Genomic DNA, 16,782 nt, shown 5'->3' on the forward strand with positions numbered 1-16,782 from the left:
CGGGAGATGACCAATGGTACTAGACGTAGCAGAGTCTATAAGAACGAGGCGGAGCACGCGCTCTTACGATTCCACCAAGCGGCTTCCCCGGGAAGTGTTTGAAGCGCTGGAGCAGGCCGTGCTGAACAGCCCGTCCGGCAGCAACGCGCAGGAATCGCATTTTGTGATCGTACAGGAGCCGGACCAGATCCGGAGGGTAAAACGATTTGCCCAGGGCGTCTCGGGAAACCCGGCCGCCGTGGCGGTTCTCTGCTCCAACCGGGTGGAAGCCTTATCCAAAGGCGGAGCGGATACAGCCGAAACGCTGCGCTTCGTCAATCTGGGCATTGCGGCGGCCTACATCCTGTTGACCGCGCAATCGCTCGGGGTATCGAGCTGTCCGGCCCGGTCCTTTCACGCGAAGGCGATCCAGCAGCTGCTCGGCCTGCCGGAGGAGGTCGTGCCCGAGCTGATGATCACCCTCGGGTACGCGGACCAGCCGCCGCGGCCGAAAACGAGCAAGCCGTCCAGGGAGGTGCTGTCCTATGACCGATACGGCAAGGAATCGATCTGAAGAAGAGCGGCATGAACGGCTTTTGGATTTCGTCGGGTATGTCCTCACCGCCGCACGGGCGCTGGGCAAGGAGCCGGCAAGCTACGGCCCGATGCGTTTAGTCGACACGCTGACTAAAGCAGTCGAGCTGCTGGAGGATGCGGGCATTCGGGACGAATCCGTTAAAGGCCCGCTTGCCGTCATCCGCGAAAACCGCTGGCAGGCCACGTCCGATCCGGAGGCATTCGGCGAAGCGCTGGACGAGGCCATCCGCCGTCTGGTGGAGGTTACGCTCGAGGATGCGCGCCGGAAGGAACAGGCAGAGAAGTAGACAAGAAGACCCAAGGGTTTCCGGCCCTTTGGGTCTTTTTTTGGTGGCTGGTAGAGTTACTGGAAAAGATGTTTTGAGAGAAATCAATAAAATTTATGGGTATTTATTCCTAAAAAACCTTCCTTTTTGGATGTATTTCCCTTATAATCAAAAATATTGGTTCTTAAGAACTAGTTCATAAGGTGGGGGTTAACATGATAATCAATTTGAAAAACCAAGTAGGAATGGTAAAGCAGCGGAAACTGGGATTTTCTTGGACAACGTTCTTCTTTGGCTTCTTTCCGGCAATTTTCAGAGGAGACTGGAAATGGGCGATTATTCAGTTTCTGTGCGCTTCTATCACCTTCGGATTAAGCTCATGGGTCTTTTGCTTTGTTTATAATAAACTTCACATTAACGATTTGCTGGAAAAAGGTTATGTCCCTTCCGACAACAGTTCTCGTTCGATTCTCATCTCTAAAGGAATCATCTCGGCTGACAGCAGTGCAGCTTTTGCGTAAGGTCGACAAAATCCAATTCCTTGTTTTTTGCAAGTCGTAAGCAAAGAAAGTGTTATCTTTTTTTGAAGAATACCCCTTAGAATAGAATGGGAGCCCTACGATGCTTTCCATGAATTCTAAGGGGTGTTTTTCTATCTCTATCTTGCAAATTAAATGTAGAAAGGAAGTATCGTTATGTTTCCATGGCTGAATCAAGTGTTATCCCTGCATACGGTGATTTGGCTGCTGCCGATTGTCTTTATGTTTCACGATCTCGAGGAAATTGTGACGGTCGAGCCCTTCATGCGGCGTAACCGCATGGAGATAGAGAAGCGGCTGCCTTCGGGGATCGGCAAACGTCTTAATAAGATCTTCGGCATGCGGACAGGCTCCTTTGCGGTGGCAGTCGGCTTCATGCTGCTGGGCGTCTCCTTCTGTACCGTCTGGGCAGGGATAGCGTTGGACCAAGGGGGAAGCTTGCTGCCGTTCGCCGCGGCTCTGGCCGTTTTTTTCGCACATTCCTTCACCCATCTGGGGCAGTCCGTTCTGCTTCGCCGCTACACGCCTGGCGTCGCGACAGCGGTCCTTCTCGTACTTCCGTATTCGATCTATGCATACTACCGTCTGTTCTCCGCTGATCTGCTGACCTGGGCGACGGCGGAACTTGGGCTTCTGCTGGGGGTCGGGGGAGTCATCCCGCTGCTTTGGCTCGGGCATAAGACCGGGACCCGCCTGTTCAAGAATGGATTGGATTTCGAATAAACGATACTTTACGATAGTCTGGTACGAAATAATTCCTGGAGGAAATCGGCTGCGAATAAGGAGGAAAAATGAAAATGAGTCAACCAACCGGCATCGTCATCGAGCGGCTGGACCATTTCGTGCTGACGGTACGGGATATTCAGCGAACGGTAAAGTTTTACGAGGAGATTATGGGTATGGAGGTGGTCCGGTTCGGAGAAGGCCGCTGTGCGCTGCAGTTCGGCCGGCAGAAGATCAACCTGCACGAGCAGGGCAAAGAGTTCGAGCCGAAAGCCCATCATCCGGTCCCCGGCTCGGCGGATCTATGTTTTGTTTCCCCTACGCCCCTGGCCGACATCATTCGGCATCTGAACGCTTCCGGCATTGCAATCCTCGAAGGGCCGGTTAAACGGACAGGGGCGATGGGACCAATCGAATCGGTTTATTTCCGCGATCCGGATCTTAACCTGATTGAAGTATCCAATTATCTTCCGTCCCCTTAGAGACGAAAAGGAGGGATCACGCGGCCGTCCCGGTCGGTGAACCCGTATTCCCGCGCCAGGTCGCCCGTCAGGAGCACCTGTCCGCTTCGGTTCCGCACCTCCGGATCGGCGGCCAGGGCCGCTACGGCCCGCCCGACATAATAGGGCGATTCGGTCTGCTGCAGCTCCCCGACCTCCTGCCAATGCTCTTCATCCGTATGAAAAGCCTTCAGCACGAGCTCCGTCCGCATCCAGCCCGGGGAGACCCCCACCGCCGCCAGGCCGGTGCCGGCCAGATCCTGCGCCAGCCCGAACACCATGCGGTTGATCGCATTTTTGGCCAAGTCGTAGTAGAAGCTCCCCAGGTACTTGTCCCGGTCCCGGAACGTGGTATGGACGATTAGGCCGGAGCCGGTCTCGAGCATAAGCGGGATGGCAAAATGGTTCGTCGCCAGCTGCGCGCGGACCCCCCTCTGAAAGGTCGCGTCCCACATCTGCAAAGGATACTCCCAGAATGGCTTGGGATGAGGATTTGACTCCAGCTCATGCAGACCCCAAACATTATTCACCAGGATGTCGAGCCGCCCTTGCTCCCGGCGGATTCTCTCGATCAGGCCCTTCGTTTCCTCGTCGTTCGTATGATCGCAGCGGCAGGCGAAGGCCGTTCCCCCCGAGGCTTGAATGGCTTCGACAGTTTCGTCGAGACTGCCTGGAAACCCGAGTGTCGTCGCCCCCCGCAAGCTTCTTCCAGATCCATACACCGTGGCCCCCGCTTCTCCAAGCTCGACGGCGATCCCCCGTCCGGCACCCCGGCTTGCCCCTGTGACGAGAGCGATTTTTCCTTCCAGCGGTTTCTTCACAACGTTCATCCCCTTTCGTGTTCTGTTTCTATTCTACAAAAGGATTTATGACACCTAGTGTCATAATGGATCAGAAACGTATAGTCCAGCCCGGCCGGACCCGGCGGTGGGTGTAGGAGACGCCGTGCCGCTTGAGCCCGGAAGGGTCGAGGAGGGTGAGGAGATTGCCCTGCTCCCCGAGAAAAAGCCCCCCGCCGGGAAGCCGCTCCAACTCGAACGTCCGGAACTCGCCCGGCTGAAGGGTTCCGCTCAATGCTTGCTTCGCCTTCATCTTGTTGGTGACCGTCCAGCCGCTCAAGTCCACCGGCCGGTCACCGGCGTTCACGAGCGTGACGCTTTCCCGGACGTATGCCCCGGCGGAATAGACACGCGCTCCCGCCAGGTAGACCGGCCCGGGAAAAGGGTCCGGCAACGCGGAAGACGGTAGTTCGCCCTCGCGTGGAGGGAGCGGCTCGCCTTCGGGAGCGGGGGACCGCTGTGAGGAAATACCCGCCGGCCCCCGCTTGGCAACTCGGTCGGTGGTACCCGGCTGCCGGCTAGCTGGCCGGTCGGCATTCCGCGAAGAACGACCAGCCTCCGGCTCCAGCCCGGCCCCTCGGTCAGCGGTGCCAGGCTGCTGCGGAGGAAAGCCCGCCGGTCCCGGCGCGATGCCGTGGTCCGCTGTGCCTGCCAATCCCGGCTCATTCCCGCCTTCCGCCCTAACCGGCGGTTGGAGGGTCCGCCCAGCGCCGAGCGCATGGCCGGTCGTGTCATCGGTATGCCAGCTTTGCGACTGGAAGGCGAGGAAGACCCCGATCCAGCGGTTCTCCGCAGGGAAGTGAAACAGGAGCGCGCCGTCCTGGTATACGCCGTCATCCTTGCGGTAAGGCCGAGCGTTGCCCTGGTTCATATGAACGTTATGCATGCCCTGTCCGGGCTCGAAGCCGAACATCCGGTCCGGCGACTGCGCCTCCGGCCCCCAAGGCTCCCCAAAAGCATACAGCCTCGCGTCCTTCGAGGCGGCGGCTTTGGCGAAGTAATGGTCCATTTTCTCATTGAGATCGTTGTCCGCCCCCGGCAGGTCGAACGGCAGCGGCCTCATGAGAGCCGGATCGAAAAGGTTGCTGCGGATGAAATCCAGCGCTATGCCGCCCGGGCGGTTTTCCAGCTCTGTGTAACCTTCGGGCAGCCGCTCCAGCTCGCGCGTAATTTCATGCTCGAACTGCTCGTCCGCCCAGTAGAGCAAATCATACGGCCGGATCCGGGATTTGACGTTAACGGCCACCCGGTAAGGCACTCCCTTGGCCATGACCTTAATCTGATAATGCAGGCTGTCCAGGGTTCCCCGCCGGCGGTCGACCGCCTTCCCCTTCAGCACCCCGTAGCGAATCGGCATCGGATGCCCCTCTTTCTCTAGGTTCTTTCCCTAAGTTCTCTATCTTCCTTTCCTCTAGCATAAAGAAGACCGCCGCCCGTGTCGAATGAGCCGGTGGGGATAAAGGAGGGAAGCTGCTGTGTGACCGAGCCCTGGTGGAACGAAGCCTCAGTAGAACTGGCAGGAAAACAGGCTGCCGGCCGCGAAAATTATTTTTAATGGATATGTCGATTCCGTCGTCATCCCTTCGTTGTGTTACTAAGAGCGTCTTCCATGACAGGGAAAGCAAAGGAGAGATACGATGCACACTACCGTTTCCAAGGATGGAACTTTTATCGCGTATGACCGGATAGGCCAAGGGCCCGCCTTGATTCTCGTCGCCGGAGCGTTCAGCTACCGGAAATTCCCGGGACAGGTTCATCTGGCCGAACAGCTGGCGGAGCGCTTCACCGTCTTCAATTATGACCGCAGAGGACGCGGGGACAGCGGGGACACCGGACCCTACTCGGTGGAAAAAGAGATCGAGGACCTGCAGGCCATCATCGACGCGGCAGGCGGTTCCGCCTATGTCTACGGTTTGTCCTCGGGTGCCGTGCTGGCGCTGCGGGCGGCGGCCCGCGGGTTGAACATCTCGAAGCTCGCGCTGCATGAGCCTCCGTTCGTGGTGAAGCCCGAAGACCGCCGGCCGCCGAAGGACTTGGGCAAACGCGTGAACGGGCTGGTGGCGGAGGGCCGCCGGGCGGAGGCGGTCAAGGTTTTCATGACCGAGGGGATGGGCGCCCCGTCCTTCGTAGTGACGATGCTGCGTTGGATGCCCGTATGGTCGCAGCTTATGGCCTTGGCTCACACGCTTCCTTACGATGCGGCTCTCTTGGACGGCTATTCGGAAGGGAAGCCGCTGCCAACGGAGCTGACAAACGGCGTTTCGATGCCCGCGCTGGTCCTGGAGGGGCCGGAAAGCCCGGCTTCCTTGCGGCATGCGGCCCAAGCGCTGGCGCAAGCCCTTCCCCAAGGGAAGCTGGTGAGCAGGAAGGGGCTAGGCCATACAAAGAAGCTGAATGCCCGTATGGTGGCTTCGGAGCTGATGGCGTTTTTGTAGATAACACCAACCAGGAGGGATAACGATGAGATTCATGATGATCGTAAAAGCGACGACCGATTCGGAGGCCGGCGTCAAGCCGACCCAGGAACTGATTGACGCCATGCAGAGATATAACGAGGAGCTGGTGAAGGCCGGGGTGCTGCTTGCGGCCGATGGGCTGATGCCGAGCGCGGGCGCCGTCCGCATCTCGTATCCGGAGCCGGGAGGCAAGCCGAAGGTGGTGGACGGGCCTTTTACGGAGGCAAAAGAAATGATCGCGGGCTACACGCTCATTGAAGTGAAGTCCAGGGAAGAAGCGATCGAATGGGCGATGCGGATGCCGGACCCCCATGGCTTCGGGCAGGGTGAGATCGAGCTGCGGCAGGTGTACGAGGTGGAGGACATCATGGAAAACCCGGAATCGCAGGAAAAGGAAAACGCCCTGCGCATGAAGCTGGGGGAGCGGAATAAAGCGTGAGCCCGAATCCGGCCCATCGGACGATAGACACGATCTGGCGGATCGAATCGCCGAAGGTCATCGCCGGCTTGACGCGGATGGTGCGCGACGTGGGCCTGGCCGAGGACCTCGCCCAGGATGCGCTCGTCATTGCGCTGGAGCGCTGGCCAGAGACGGGCATTCCCGCCAATCCGGGCGCCTGGCTCATGATGACCGCGAAGCGCCGGGCCATCGACGTGCTGCGGCGAAGCAAGCGGCGCGACGAGAAGTATGCCGAACTGGCGCGGGAAACAAGCCTGTACACCGAGGACGACGCGGACAGCCGGCTGGACGGGGAGATCGGTGATGATCTCCTTCGTTTGATTTTCATGACCTGCCATCCGGTGCTGTCGCGCGAGGCCCGGGTAGCGCTGACGCTCCGGCTTTTGGGCGGCCTGACCACCGAGGAGATCGCGCGCTCCTTTCTCGCGGCCGAGTCGACCATCGCCCAGCGCATCGTCCGGGCGAAGCGGACGCTGAACGCCGAGAAGGTCCCCTTCGAGGTGCCGGCCGGCCCCGAGCTGCAGGAGCGGCTGTCCGCCGTGCTGGAGGTGCTCTACCTCCTATTCAACGAGGGCTATTCCGCCACCTCCGGCGAGCATTGGACCCGGCCGCTGCTGTGCCAGGAGGCGCTCCGGCTCGGCCGCGTGCTGGCCGAGATCCTGCCCGGGGAGCCGGAGGTTCACGGCTTGGTCGCCCTGATGGAGCTCCAGTCCTCGCGGCTGCGCACCCGGGTCAACGCGGACGGCGAGCCGGTGCTGCTGATGGATCAGAACCGGGCCCAGTGGGACCGGCTCCTGATCCGCCGGGGGCTGGCGGCGCTGGAGCGCAGCCGGAGGCTCGGGCGGGCGCTCGGGCCGTATTCGCTGCAGGCCGCGATCACGGCGTGCCACGCCCAGGCCGTTACCCCCGAGGAGACGGACTGGACGCGGATCGCTGCGCTCTACGAGGCCCTCTCGCGGGTGGCCCCGTCGCCGGTCGTCGAGCTAAACCGCGCCGTCGCGGTCTCGATGGCGTTCGGCCCGGCCTTCGGGCTGCAGCTCGTGGACGAGCTGTGCGCCGAGCCGGCGCTTAAGGACTACCATCTGCTGCCCAGCGTGCGCGGCGATCTTCTTTCTAAGCTGGGCCGGCACGAGGAAGCCCGGGCGGAGTTCGAGCGGGCGGCCGCCATGACCCGCAACGAGCGGGAGCGGACGCTGCTGCTGAACCGTGCCGCTGCTTGCGGGAATATGGCGGAGGGGGAATAATTTTTTTCGTGCGGCATGTCGATTGCAGGCGCTCCTCTTCGTTGTCTAAGTAAGGGAGGGGATCGGACCGGAGAGGTTGCAATCCTCCCGCGAGGAGGGAAAACGGATGAGATATATGGTCATGATTCAGGCGACGGGATTCTCGGAAGCGGGCATAGGGCCAGGACCGGAGCACGTGGAAGCCATGGCGGCCTACCGTCGGGCGTTAGCCGGCGCCGGTGCGCTGCTTGCCTCCGAGGAGCTGGTCCCGAGCGCGGCCGGTATGCGAATCACCTACCCGGCGGCAGGAGGAGAGCCGGAGGTGGAGGCGGGGCCTTTTCCCTCGGATGGCGGGCTTGTAGCCGCCTACGCGGTTCTGGAGGTCGAGTCGGAGGACGAGGCGCTCCAATGGGTGCTGCGGATGCCGGTCCCCGCGGGACGAGGGGCGTACCGGCTTGAGCTGCGCCAGCTGAAGGAGCGGGAAGAGAGCCGCCGGGGACCGGGGATCCGGACCATGGAAGCCGACCTCCGGCTGCAGCTGCTGCATGCGGCGGAACGGGGGCTTCAGAAGGACAAATTCACGGATTACTTACATTCGAAGGAGAGTGGCTAATGATGAACCAAGAAGTAACGGATTTTATTGAAGCGTTGAAAGAGCCTTGGCAGCAGGAGCTGTCCGCCGGGCTCCGCAAGGCGGTTCAGGGGGCCATTCCCGACGCGCAGGAGCGGATTCAATACAAGAAGCCGCACTTCCTGAAGAACGGCAAGTATGCCGCCGTCATCTCCACCTCGAAGGACGCGGTGAGCTTCACCATCTTTAACGCGGCCGCGCTGGAGCTTCCGGAGGACCGGTTCGACGGCCCGCCGGAAAGGAAGACGATGAAGCTTCACCAAGGGGATTCCTTTGACCCCGGTCAGTTGACCTCCTGGGTGAAGGCCGCTTCGGAGGCTTTGTAGGAGCTGCACACCAGGACCGGAGCCCCGGACCGGGGGGGAGCAGACTTGGTAAGCTGGCCGGTTTTATCATGGATAAAGAGGCTTTGAGAGCGCTGAAGCGTCCAGGAACTCAAATGATCACACGAAAAGGCTGCTTTCCCATGGAAGCAGCCTTTTCGTGCGGTCGGGCGGTGTAGGTGCCCGGCTTACTCGTCTTCGTAGAAGTCGTCCAGGTCGCGGCTCGCCTTGCTCTGGTTACAGAGGTGGCAGGCGCAGACGCAGTTGATCGGCGTTGTGTGGCCGGACTTCGAACGCGGCACGAGGTGATCGATTGTATTGCCGTATTCGCCGCAGAAGAAGCAGGTGTACTTGTCCCGCTCCAGGATATATTGCCGGAACGACCGGCTGGAATAGAGGCGCCGGATCGTATGCGGATTCACCACAACGGCGGCGTGCTCGATCACCAGGTTGATCGCGGTGGCGAGGTCCGTGTCCTGAACCCAGCGGCGGCCTTTATCGGTGCGGCCGCGCATCTTGATCACGCCTGCGCGGGTGGGGCGCAGCACCGAGACGTCCGGCCCTTTCGGCCGCGGCGGCGGCACCGGCAGAGGCCGGCGGATGCGCCGCGGCGGAGTCAGGGCCGCCTCGCCAAGGCTGCCGCCATCAGCGAGCCGCGCACGGGCCTTGGCTCCGCGCCGATTGCGGCGGCGGCGCTTCTTGCGCGGCGCGGAGGCAGGGGCCTCCGCCTCCGGCGGCTGCGCTGCGTCGGCTGCGCCATCGCCGGTCGGCGCGGCTCCGTCCGCAGGAGCCGCTTCCTGCGCCGCCGTGCCCGCGCGGGCACGCCACCCGGCCCCGGCGGGACCCGCGTCGCGCGGCCCTGCGCTGGCAGGCTCGGACGGCTCGCTTGCAGCCGGGCCCGCATCTCGCGCAGCGGCTGCGCCAGGGGCGGCAACCGCCTCCGCGGCAGTCACGGCCGAAGCGTGCGCTCCCGCGGCCTTGGCGGCGCCGCTTGCGCTTGGCGCGTCAGCCCCGGCGAGAGCCACCGCCCCCGCAGCCTTGCGCCGACGGCGGCCCCGGCGGCGGCGCTTGCGCTTGCTGCCGCCATCCTCGCCTGCCTCCGGAGCGCCGGCATCGGCGCCCTCCGCCTCGGTCCCCACAGCCACTGCCTCGGCTCCCGGTGCATTCGCCTCCTCGCCGCTCACTTGCGGCGGAGCCTCGGTGGCCCCGCGGTCACGCGGACGGCCTGCCGCAAATGCCGCTTCGCTCCTGTCCGCCTGCTCACCGGCCTCCGGAAGCTTCTCCGCCTCAAGCAGAGCGGTGTCGCGCTCGTGCGCGCCGGAAGCAGAGGTACGCCGCTTCCTCTTCCTGGAGGATACCCGGCTTCTGCCCGTCTTTTTGCCCGGAGCTGCTTCTCCAGCTTCTCCGTTCTGTGCGGACAGTACCGCATCTTCCTTGCCGGCCGGCTCCGCCCCTTCCGCTTCCCCTTTCATGCCAGGCCTTGCCTTTCCGTCCATCCCGGTTGGAGCCGCTTTCTCTTTACGTTTCACTCCGTTCTTGTCTTTTGCCTTATCACTCGCCGGATCGGAGCTCCGTTCTATCCCGGCCGCCGCTTTCAGCAGCATACCCGGCTCCTGAGCGGTGCCGTCCCGGTTCTCTGCTGCTTCTCCCTGTGCCGTCAGAAGCTGACGGCACGTGCGGCAGGCGCCGCGGCGTCCGGTCCGGCCGGACCGCCGTCCCGAGCGGCGTTTGAACTCGCTGAGCGGAAGGGAACGGCCGCAGTGCGTACACGTTTTGACCGCCGCTTCTTCTCCGGTAAATCCGTCCGCGGGCTTGCCGCCCTTTGTGTTGTTATCGAGCAGGGACAAGCTTCCGCCGCCCGGATGCCTTTCCTCCTGTATACGGGTAATTGCCGATCCCCGCCTGATCGAGCCGTTCGGCTCGTGTTTCATGATGTCCACCTCGTCATTTCTTTCAAGTTCCGCAGCAACTTGTCTATATCTATAGTATACACAAGGAAATCCCAATTGTAACTTGGTAACGGGTCCAAAGGCCTTCAAGGTACTGCGATGGGAAGGGCTATCGGATAATTTTCTCCCGACCATACGTTCGCTGACAGGCTCCGCCACACTCCTCCGGCATAATGGAGGCAAGAGAGAGGAGAGACCAACCATGGGAACCATCTATTTGGCCGTCACGGGAACGACCCATTATTACGGAGCGGACTTCCTGAAGCCCGGACTGTGGCTGCGCCTGGTCAAAGAACCGGACAACCGCCACGACCCCGACGCCATCCGCGCCGAGCTCGAACCTCTGGGTAAGATCGGCTATGTCGCCAACAGCCCGCATACGGTACCGACGGGCTGCCGGAGCGCGGGGCGGGCGTACGACCAGGTGGAGGAAGTCTTTTATGGCGTAATCCGCTTCATTGTGCGGGACACCATTATCGTGGAAGCCGCCGAGGAGGTGACCGGATGGCCTATCGTTTCTTCTCCTTGGGAGGAGGAAGAGCCGATTCGGATTCCCTATCCCCGGAGTCCTGGCGGAGAATACAAGCGAAAACCTCTTTTTTAACCAAAAAGAAGGGAAAAAGTCCTAAATTGTCGAATCTTTCCATGGAAGACATTAGGACCTTGGGAGTGTACAGCATGGCAGAGAAGTTCTTCCGGTGGTTCCGCATCGTCCAGGCGATTCAGGCAAGACCGGGCATTACCGCTCCGGAGCTCGCCGACCGGTGTGAAACCGACGTCCGGACCACCTACCGGGACCTGCGGGCGCTTGATTCGCTTGTCCCCATCACCAACGAAGGATACGGCAAAGGGTATACGTTCGCGGGGGATTTTGCCCTGTATCCGTTTAACTGGACGGAGCAGGAGGCGCTGGTGTTCTCCATGCTGCCTTCCTTCGTCGACCGGAGCAGCCTTCCCCCGGGCTTCGATACCGCCTATGACAAAGTCATGGCTTCCCATCTCAAGCAGAAAAGGCGCGATCAGGACATTCTCCAGAACGTGACCGACATCATTCAGATGGGTTCGCCCGCCTATAAAGAGGAATCCCCGAATTACCTGCTTCCCGTCATTCAGGCCATCCTCGCCGAGAAAACCATCTCCGCCGTCTACCATACCCAAAGCCGCAACGAGCTCACGGAACGGAAGATCGACCCGTACTACCTCGTGCCGCGCGACCAGCGCTTCTACCTGATCGGTTACTGCCATCAGGCGGAGGCCATCCGGACATTCCGGCTGAGCCGGTTTCGCCGCGTGGAGATCACGAAGCATTTTTTCCGCCGCGGGGATTTCAACCTCCGGCAGTATATGAAGAACACCTGGTCCATTGAGCGGGGGCAGGGGCAGATCTCCTTCAAGGTGCGGTTCTCCCCGGTGGTGGCGCGGTACGTGAAAGAGGAAGAGCTCTTCGTGAAGCCGAAGATGACCGATCTTCCGGACGGCGGCCTGCTGTTCGAGGTGACGCTGAACCATGACCGCGAGTTCCTTAACTGGGTGTTCCAGTATGGGGAGGACGCGGAGATTCTGGAGCCAAGGTCGTACCGCGAGTCGATGAAGGAGCGGCTGGCAAAATGGAGCCGGCTTTATGGGTGATGGTCGGCAGGGTTAGCGGGGTAAACGATTAATCCATCTAAAAATAAAGCAGGTGAACGAAGTGCCCGTCTACAACAAGCTGGTCCGGGATAAAATCCCGCAAATCATAGAAGCAAGCGGTCAACCGTTCCGAACCCGCATTCTGGATGCGGAGGAGTACCGGGAAGCCTTACGAACGAAGCTCCGGGAAGAAGCGGAGGAATATTTTCAAGCGGAGGATTCCAGGGAAGCCTTGGAAGAGCTGGCGGACATGCTGGAGGTCATCCGGGCTCTGGCGGAAGTCCACGGGGCGGATGGAGAGGAGCTGGAAGCCCTGAGGGCAAAGAAAGCGGAGGCACGCGGCGGGTTCCAGGACCGGGTGTATTTGATCGATGCAGCCGACGCTTAACGTTAAGCTCATTACCGAGAATCTGGGGGACGAACTGATCCATGGCATGCAGAATGCCTCCGCCATTTACATCATGACCTCCTTCGTGATGCAGTCGGGGGTCCGTCTGCTAGCCCCCCATCTCAAAAGCGCCCTGGACAAAGGGGCGGAGGTCAAGGTACTGGCGGGAGACTACCTTTTTGTCACCCAGCCGGAAGGACTCCGGGCCCTCCGGCAGATCGACGACCGGCTGGAGGCCCGGCTGTGGCGCAGCGCCGGGGCGTCTTTTCATCCGAAGGCGTACCTTTTTGACTATGAGAACGGGGAAGGCATACTGATCGTAGGCTCCTCCAATTTCTCCCTTTCGGCCATGAAAATGGGCATGGAATGGAATCTCGCCATGAATGCGCAGGCGGAGCCGTACACCTTCCAGATCGCTTTGGACAAATTCATGCAAAACTTCTATCACGATTCCACGCTGCCGCTCCACGAAGACACCATTGCCCTGTACGAGGACGAATACAGGCTTTACCATCAGAAGAATCCGGAGCTCATCCGTCAGATTACGGAAATGGAAGAGGCGGAATACCGGGTTACCGCTACAGAAGAACCGGCGGCTGATTCCCTGGAAACGGGCGTGGTTCCGATGAAACCGAGACCGGCCCAGGAGGCCGCTCTGGAGGAGCTTGAGCGGACGCTCGAGGAAGAATACAACCGGGCCATGGTTATTATGGCGACCGGCCTCGGCAAAACCTACCTGGCCGGGTTCTTCGGCACCCGCTTCACCCGAATCCTGTTCGTCGCCCACCGGGAGGAAATTCTGTACCAGGCGCAAAAATCCTTCCAACGAATCATGCCGGAACGGACAAGCGGGCTCTACAACGGCCAGCGGAAGGAAGGGGAAGCGGACTGCGTGTTCGCCTCCATCTATACCTTGGGGATGAAGAAACACCGGGAGGCCTTCACTCCGGAGCGGTTCGATCTGATCGTAGTGGATGAATTCCATCATGCCGCTGCAGCCTCGTACCAAGCGGTGATCGACTATTTCAAGCCGAACTTCCTGCTCGGCATTACGGCCACCCCCGACCGGATGGACGGGAAGGACGTTTACGCCATCTGCGGAGGGAACGTGGCTTACCGGATTCATTTTATCGAGGCGATCCGCAGGGGTTGGCTGTCGCCTTTCCGGTATTACGGCGTCTATGACGATACGGATTACTCCGCTATCCGGTGGATGGGCACCCGGTATGACGAAGAGCAGCTGGCTGCCGCCCAGCTGAAGGAAAGCCAGGCGGAGAAGGTGCTGGAGGCATGGAAGAGACACAGGCAGACCCGGACCATCGGGTTCTGTTCGTCCATCCGCCAGGCGGACTTTCTCGCCCGTTATTTTCAGGAACAGGGCATTCCTTCGGTAAGACTGCATTCCGGTACCGTTGGCATCACCCGCGAGGAAGCGATCCGGTGGCTGACGGAGGGCAGCCTGGAGGTTCTTTTTACCGTGGATCTCTTTAATGAAGGCGTGGATATTCCAAGCGTGGACACGCTGTTATTCGTAAGGCCTACGGAATCGCTGACCGTGTTTACCCAGCAGATCGGGCGGGGCCTGCGTCTCGCGGAAGGGAAGGCGTTCTACTCCATCATCGACCTGATCGGCAATTACCGGAATGCGGATATCAAGCTGGGGCTGTTCTCGGGGGATCCCGGGGAGGTGAAAGGAGGCCGGAGGGAGCCGTTTGCCGCCTCCGTGCCCGAGGGCTGCGAGCTTAATCTGGAGACGGGCGTCATCAACCTGCTGGATGAGCTCAGCCGCAAGCGGATGCCGCACCGGGACCAGTTGCTGAGGTCCTTTCTGGATTTGAAAAGCGAGCTCGGCCGGATTCCGTCCTATCTGGAGCTCCATCTGCACGGACAGTCCGGAAGTGGGGAGTACCGGGGGGAATTCGGCTCCTATGCCGGATTCCTTCACTGGGCGGACGGCCTGACGCCGGAGGAGACGGAGGTTTTCCTGAAATACGAGGACTGGCTGCGCGACACCGAGAAGACGGCCATGAACAAGAGCTACAAAATGATTATCCTGCTCTACATGCTGGAGCGCGGACCGGAACGCTGGACGGAGCCTATAACGCCGCAGGAGGCGGCTCCGTTCTTTCACCGCTACCTCACGGAGAAGGAGCACCGGAAGCGGATCGATTTCTCGGACCCCAGCTCTCGGAAGCTATGGGTTTATAACGAAACCGGTGTCAGCCGGCTCATCGCCGACATGCCGATGACCAAATGGAGCTCGTCCAAGGGCAGCCGTACGACGTTTGAGGACGGAGTGTTCTCTCTGAAGCTTGATCAGCTGGGACCGCCGGAAAGCCGGATTCTGTACCGTTGGACGCTGGAGATTTGTCAGTACCGGCTTCACTATCATTTTGAGCGTAAGGGTCAGAAGCAGCCGGTGGTTCATTAAGAGGCTGCACGATATAGGGAGGGGCTACTAGAATGCATAAGGAAGGATTGGCCGAGGAAGTGTTGGACAGGGCCGTAGCGGTGATTAGCGGCTCACGTCCGCAGTTTCCTTTTAAACTTCGGGGGATAAAGATCGATTCCGAGCTCATTCGGGTTGCGATGGGGGTTCTGAACGAAGCACCCGGGAAGGCACTCCCTCAAAACTGCAGCAACCGGGTTAGGGAGAAGTCGAAAGACGGGTTGGATAGAAGGATCAAGGAACGGAGAGACTCGAATTTGCGAACCGCCAACATTGTGTCGGATGTCCTTGGCGAAGCGGGGATCGCGGAAGTGTACCTGGACCGGAATGCGAGAACGGATCGGATGATTAAGCATACGAAGCTTCTGGCGGAATGGGTTTGGTAGAAAGCAAAAGAGCCCAGCGTATGCTAGACTCTCAGAATTTGGTATAATTCAACTGTAACTGCCTTGCGTGGGATAGTCTGACCTCCAGAGAGGAGGTCATGCTATGGAAACTTCCGCTATCTCGATAATGCTCACCTTCGGGATCTTCTTGATCGCGCTGCTGACCTACATCGATAAACGAAAGTAACCCACCGTAGGTTAAGGGCCTAGTGGGTTACTTCTGCGGCTTCACCCTCGGAGGTAATCCCACCAAGAGGTTACATTAGAGTCGGGATTAGGCCCCCGGCTCTTCTTTCTATTCTAATCTTACCACGAATGAAATATACGAATCAATGCGGATTGGGTTATTGCAATAAAATCTCATCCACCCGCCATCCGGCTAAAACCGAAGACACCGGAGGGTCTCTTTTTTTGACGAGCGTTTATTCTCTGATAATCCGATGCCGCTCGGCTGGGGCTAATTGGAAGAAAAACGGATCAGTCGTCTTAAACGGGAACGCCTGTCAGGCGGGGGTTACCCTTCCGATGTTAAGAAATGCAGAGCCTCGTCGTAACTATACGATTTCTACGATCCGCTTGCTTGTGTCCATCAATCTTGCCTGCGATCCCATCCGTCCTCACCTCTTAAAAGAAGATAGTTACCATTGAATGCTAAATACCCCTCTTTAATTCGGCGAATTCCGTTATTTTCCTTTATTAAATCTATAAATATGAGTCTATAAGTCTATTGATTTTATGCTTTTAGGCCCAGACCTGGCCACCCCACCTCCCATCCTTCGGATAGGGAGATTTTTTTTAACGCTGCCTCCTAAAAGTCACCTTAAAAAGAAACCGGTATGGTACAATTTGGGGGAAGAACAAGCCCGCTGCTCCATCGCTTGGAACCCACCTGGAAGCAGGCGGGGCAGGCCCATCCGGCTGCCCGACTTGTTTTTCGAGCCATAGAGGATAGGCGCAGGAAGTCTAGGATTTCTCATGAGGAGGACGAGGAATGGACAAGAGCACGGACCGGAACCCGAATGGACAGAAGAGGCAGACGGAAGTAAGAATGAACCGGAGGAGCCTGCTGAAAACGGTAGGCTTGGCTGGAGTCGCCATGGCCTCAGGGGGATGGCTCTCCGAACCGCAGAAGGCATCGGCCAGTACTGTAAGCGCGTACATTGATGGTAAGGATTACGGTGCCGTGGGCAACGGGGTAACCGATGATTATGCCGCCTTCCAGGCGGAGTTCGATGTCGCCAAAGATACGGCCAATCCGGCGAACAGCAGCAAGTCCGTGATCGTCTTCGTCCCGGAAGGAACGTATGTGGTGAAGCAGGGGAGCTAAGTGCGGAATTACAGCACGACCACGTAGCTTCCGTCGGCTTGTCCGTGTCGCCGCCCTCGTCCAATATTTTCGTCAGTATGGGAAACAATTTCAAAGGCTTTACCGTAACGAACGCGGC

Annotated in this window: 19 protein-coding genes and 1 pseudogene; 17 read left to right on the forward strand and 3 right to left on the reverse strand. The window is 59.6% G+C overall.

Translation table 11 applies throughout. The features are described from left to right. Nucleotides 1–13: 13 nt before the first annotated feature. The 5 genes from MJA45_RS04190 (at nt 14) to MJA45_RS04210 (ending at nt 2,586) form a co-directional block, all read left to right on the forward strand. The gene (locus MJA45_RS04190; RefSeq protein WP_315606036.1) at nt 14–553 is read left to right on the forward strand and encodes a nitroreductase family protein; all 540 of its coding nucleotides are present in this window, start codon (nt 14–16) and stop codon (nt 551–553) included. Further along, on the forward strand, nt 525–863 hold the full coding sequence (locus MJA45_RS04195) for a DUF6092 family protein (RefSeq protein WP_315606037.1): 339 nt from the start codon (nt 525–527) through the stop codon (nt 861–863). Before MJA45_RS04190 ends, MJA45_RS04195 begins: the two co-directional genes overlap by 29 nt. A gap of 194 nt (nt 864–1,057) precedes the next feature. Further along, complete coding sequence (locus tag MJA45_RS04200) at nt 1,058–1,363, forward strand: hypothetical protein (RefSeq protein WP_315606038.1); 306 nt, start codon at nt 1,058–1,060, stop codon at nt 1,361–1,363. 174 nt (nt 1,364–1,537) lie between these two features. After that, complete coding sequence (locus tag MJA45_RS04205) at nt 1,538–2,104, forward strand: HXXEE domain-containing protein (RefSeq protein ID WP_315606039.1); 567 nt, start codon at nt 1,538–1,540, stop codon at nt 2,102–2,104. Between the two features lie 74 nt (nt 2,105–2,178). Beyond that, nucleotides 2,179–2,586, forward strand: a complete 408-nt coding sequence (locus MJA45_RS04210) for a VOC family protein (RefSeq protein ID WP_315606040.1) — start codon at nt 2,179–2,181, stop codon at nt 2,584–2,586. Here the strand turns inward: MJA45_RS04210 and MJA45_RS04215 are convergent. Both MJA45_RS04215 and MJA45_RS04220 read right to left on the reverse strand, forming a co-directional pair. Then, a complete protein-coding gene (locus MJA45_RS04215) occupies nt 2,583–3,425 on the reverse strand; it encodes an SDR family NAD(P)-dependent oxidoreductase (RefSeq protein ID WP_315606041.1) in 843 nt (280 codons plus the stop codon). The genes MJA45_RS04210 and MJA45_RS04215 overlap by 4 nt on opposite strands. Before the next feature lie 733 nt (nt 3,426–4,158). Then, nucleotides 4,159–4,800, reverse strand: a pseudogene (locus tag MJA45_RS04220) (DUF2278 family protein); the annotation flags it as partial. A 280-nt stretch (nt 4,801–5,080) separates the two neighbouring features. Here MJA45_RS04220 and MJA45_RS04225 point away from each other — a divergent pair. The 5 genes from MJA45_RS04225 to MJA45_RS04245 all read left to right on the forward strand — a co-directional run bounded on the left by MJA45_RS04225 (nt 5,081) and on the right by MJA45_RS04245 (nt 8,539). Continuing rightward, on the forward strand, nt 5,081–5,878 hold the full coding sequence (locus MJA45_RS04225; RefSeq protein WP_315606042.1) for an alpha/beta fold hydrolase: 798 nt from the start codon (nt 5,081–5,083) through the stop codon (nt 5,876–5,878). A 25-nt stretch (nt 5,879–5,903) separates the two neighbouring features. After that, nucleotides 5,904–6,338, forward strand: a complete 435-nt coding sequence (locus MJA45_RS04230) for a YciI family protein (RefSeq protein WP_315606043.1) — start codon at nt 5,904–5,906, stop codon at nt 6,336–6,338. Further along, nucleotides 6,335–7,603 (forward strand): RNA polymerase sigma factor, encoded by a 1,269-nt coding sequence (locus MJA45_RS04235; protein ID WP_315606044.1) that lies wholly within the window; start codon nt 6,335–6,337, stop codon nt 7,601–7,603. The genes MJA45_RS04230 and MJA45_RS04235 overlap by 4 nt, the downstream gene beginning before the upstream one ends. A gap of 106 nt (nt 7,604–7,709) precedes the next feature. Then, nucleotides 7,710–8,195: a YciI family protein gene (locus MJA45_RS04240; protein WP_315606045.1), complete on the forward strand. Its 486-nt coding sequence runs from the start codon at nt 7,710–7,712 to the stop codon at nt 8,193–8,195. Nucleotides 8,196–8,197: 2 nt separating this feature from the next. Further along, the gene (locus MJA45_RS04245; protein WP_315607932.1) at nt 8,198–8,539 is read left to right on the forward strand and encodes a DUF1801 domain-containing protein; all 342 of its coding nucleotides are present in this window, start codon (nt 8,198–8,200) and stop codon (nt 8,537–8,539) included. Between the two features lie 185 nt (nt 8,540–8,724). On the opposite strand, the gene MJA45_RS04250 is transcribed toward MJA45_RS04245, so the two are convergent. After that, nucleotides 8,725–10,467 (reverse strand): HNH endonuclease, encoded by a 1,743-nt coding sequence (locus MJA45_RS04250; protein WP_315606046.1) that lies wholly within the window; start codon nt 10,465–10,467, stop codon nt 8,725–8,727. 220 nt (nt 10,468–10,687) lie between these two features. On the opposite strand from MJA45_RS04250, the gene MJA45_RS04255 reads away from it, so the two are divergent. The 7 genes from MJA45_RS04255 to MJA45_RS04280 all read left to right on the forward strand — a co-directional run bounded on the left by MJA45_RS04255 (nt 10,688) and on the right by MJA45_RS04280 (nt 16,664). After that, complete coding sequence (locus tag MJA45_RS04255; RefSeq protein ID WP_315606047.1) at nt 10,688–11,089, forward strand: HIRAN domain-containing protein; 402 nt, start codon at nt 10,688–10,690, stop codon at nt 11,087–11,089. 74 nt (nt 11,090–11,163) lie between these two features. Then, nucleotides 11,164–12,114, forward strand: a complete 951-nt coding sequence (locus MJA45_RS04260) for a helix-turn-helix transcriptional regulator (RefSeq protein ID WP_315607933.1) — start codon at nt 11,164–11,166, stop codon at nt 12,112–12,114. 61 nt (nt 12,115–12,175) lie between these two features. After that, nucleotides 12,176–12,502 carry a nucleoside triphosphate pyrophosphohydrolase gene (locus MJA45_RS04265; RefSeq protein WP_315607934.1) on the forward strand — a complete coding sequence of 109 codons (327 nt, stop codon included), beginning with the start codon at nt 12,176–12,178 and terminating at the stop codon, nt 12,500–12,502. Next, entirely contained in the window at nt 12,486–14,933 is a 2,448-nt protein-coding gene (locus MJA45_RS04270; protein WP_315606048.1) for a DEAD/DEAH box helicase family protein, read from the forward strand. The genes MJA45_RS04265 and MJA45_RS04270 overlap by 17 nt, the downstream gene beginning before the upstream one ends. A 32-nt stretch (nt 14,934–14,965) precedes the next feature. Further along, nucleotides 14,966–15,337, forward strand: a complete 372-nt coding sequence (locus MJA45_RS04275; protein ID WP_315606049.1) for a hypothetical protein — start codon at nt 14,966–14,968, stop codon at nt 15,335–15,337. 103 nt (nt 15,338–15,440) lie between these two features. Next, on the forward strand, nt 15,441–15,524 hold the full coding sequence (locus MJA45_RS28600) for a putative holin-like toxin (protein ID WP_407083140.1): 84 nt from the start codon (nt 15,441–15,443) through the stop codon (nt 15,522–15,524). Nucleotides 15,525–16,328: 804 nt separating this feature from the next. Then, the gene (locus MJA45_RS04280) at nt 16,329–16,664 is read left to right on the forward strand and encodes a glycosyl hydrolase family 28-related protein (RefSeq protein WP_315606050.1); all 336 of its coding nucleotides are present in this window, start codon (nt 16,329–16,331) and stop codon (nt 16,662–16,664) included. Nucleotides 16,665–16,782: the final 118 nt, after the last annotated feature.

Source organism: Paenibacillus aurantius (assembly GCF_032268605.1).
GTDB lineage: Bacteria > Bacillota > Bacilli > Paenibacillales > NBRC-103111 > Paenibacillus_AO > Paenibacillus_AO aurantius.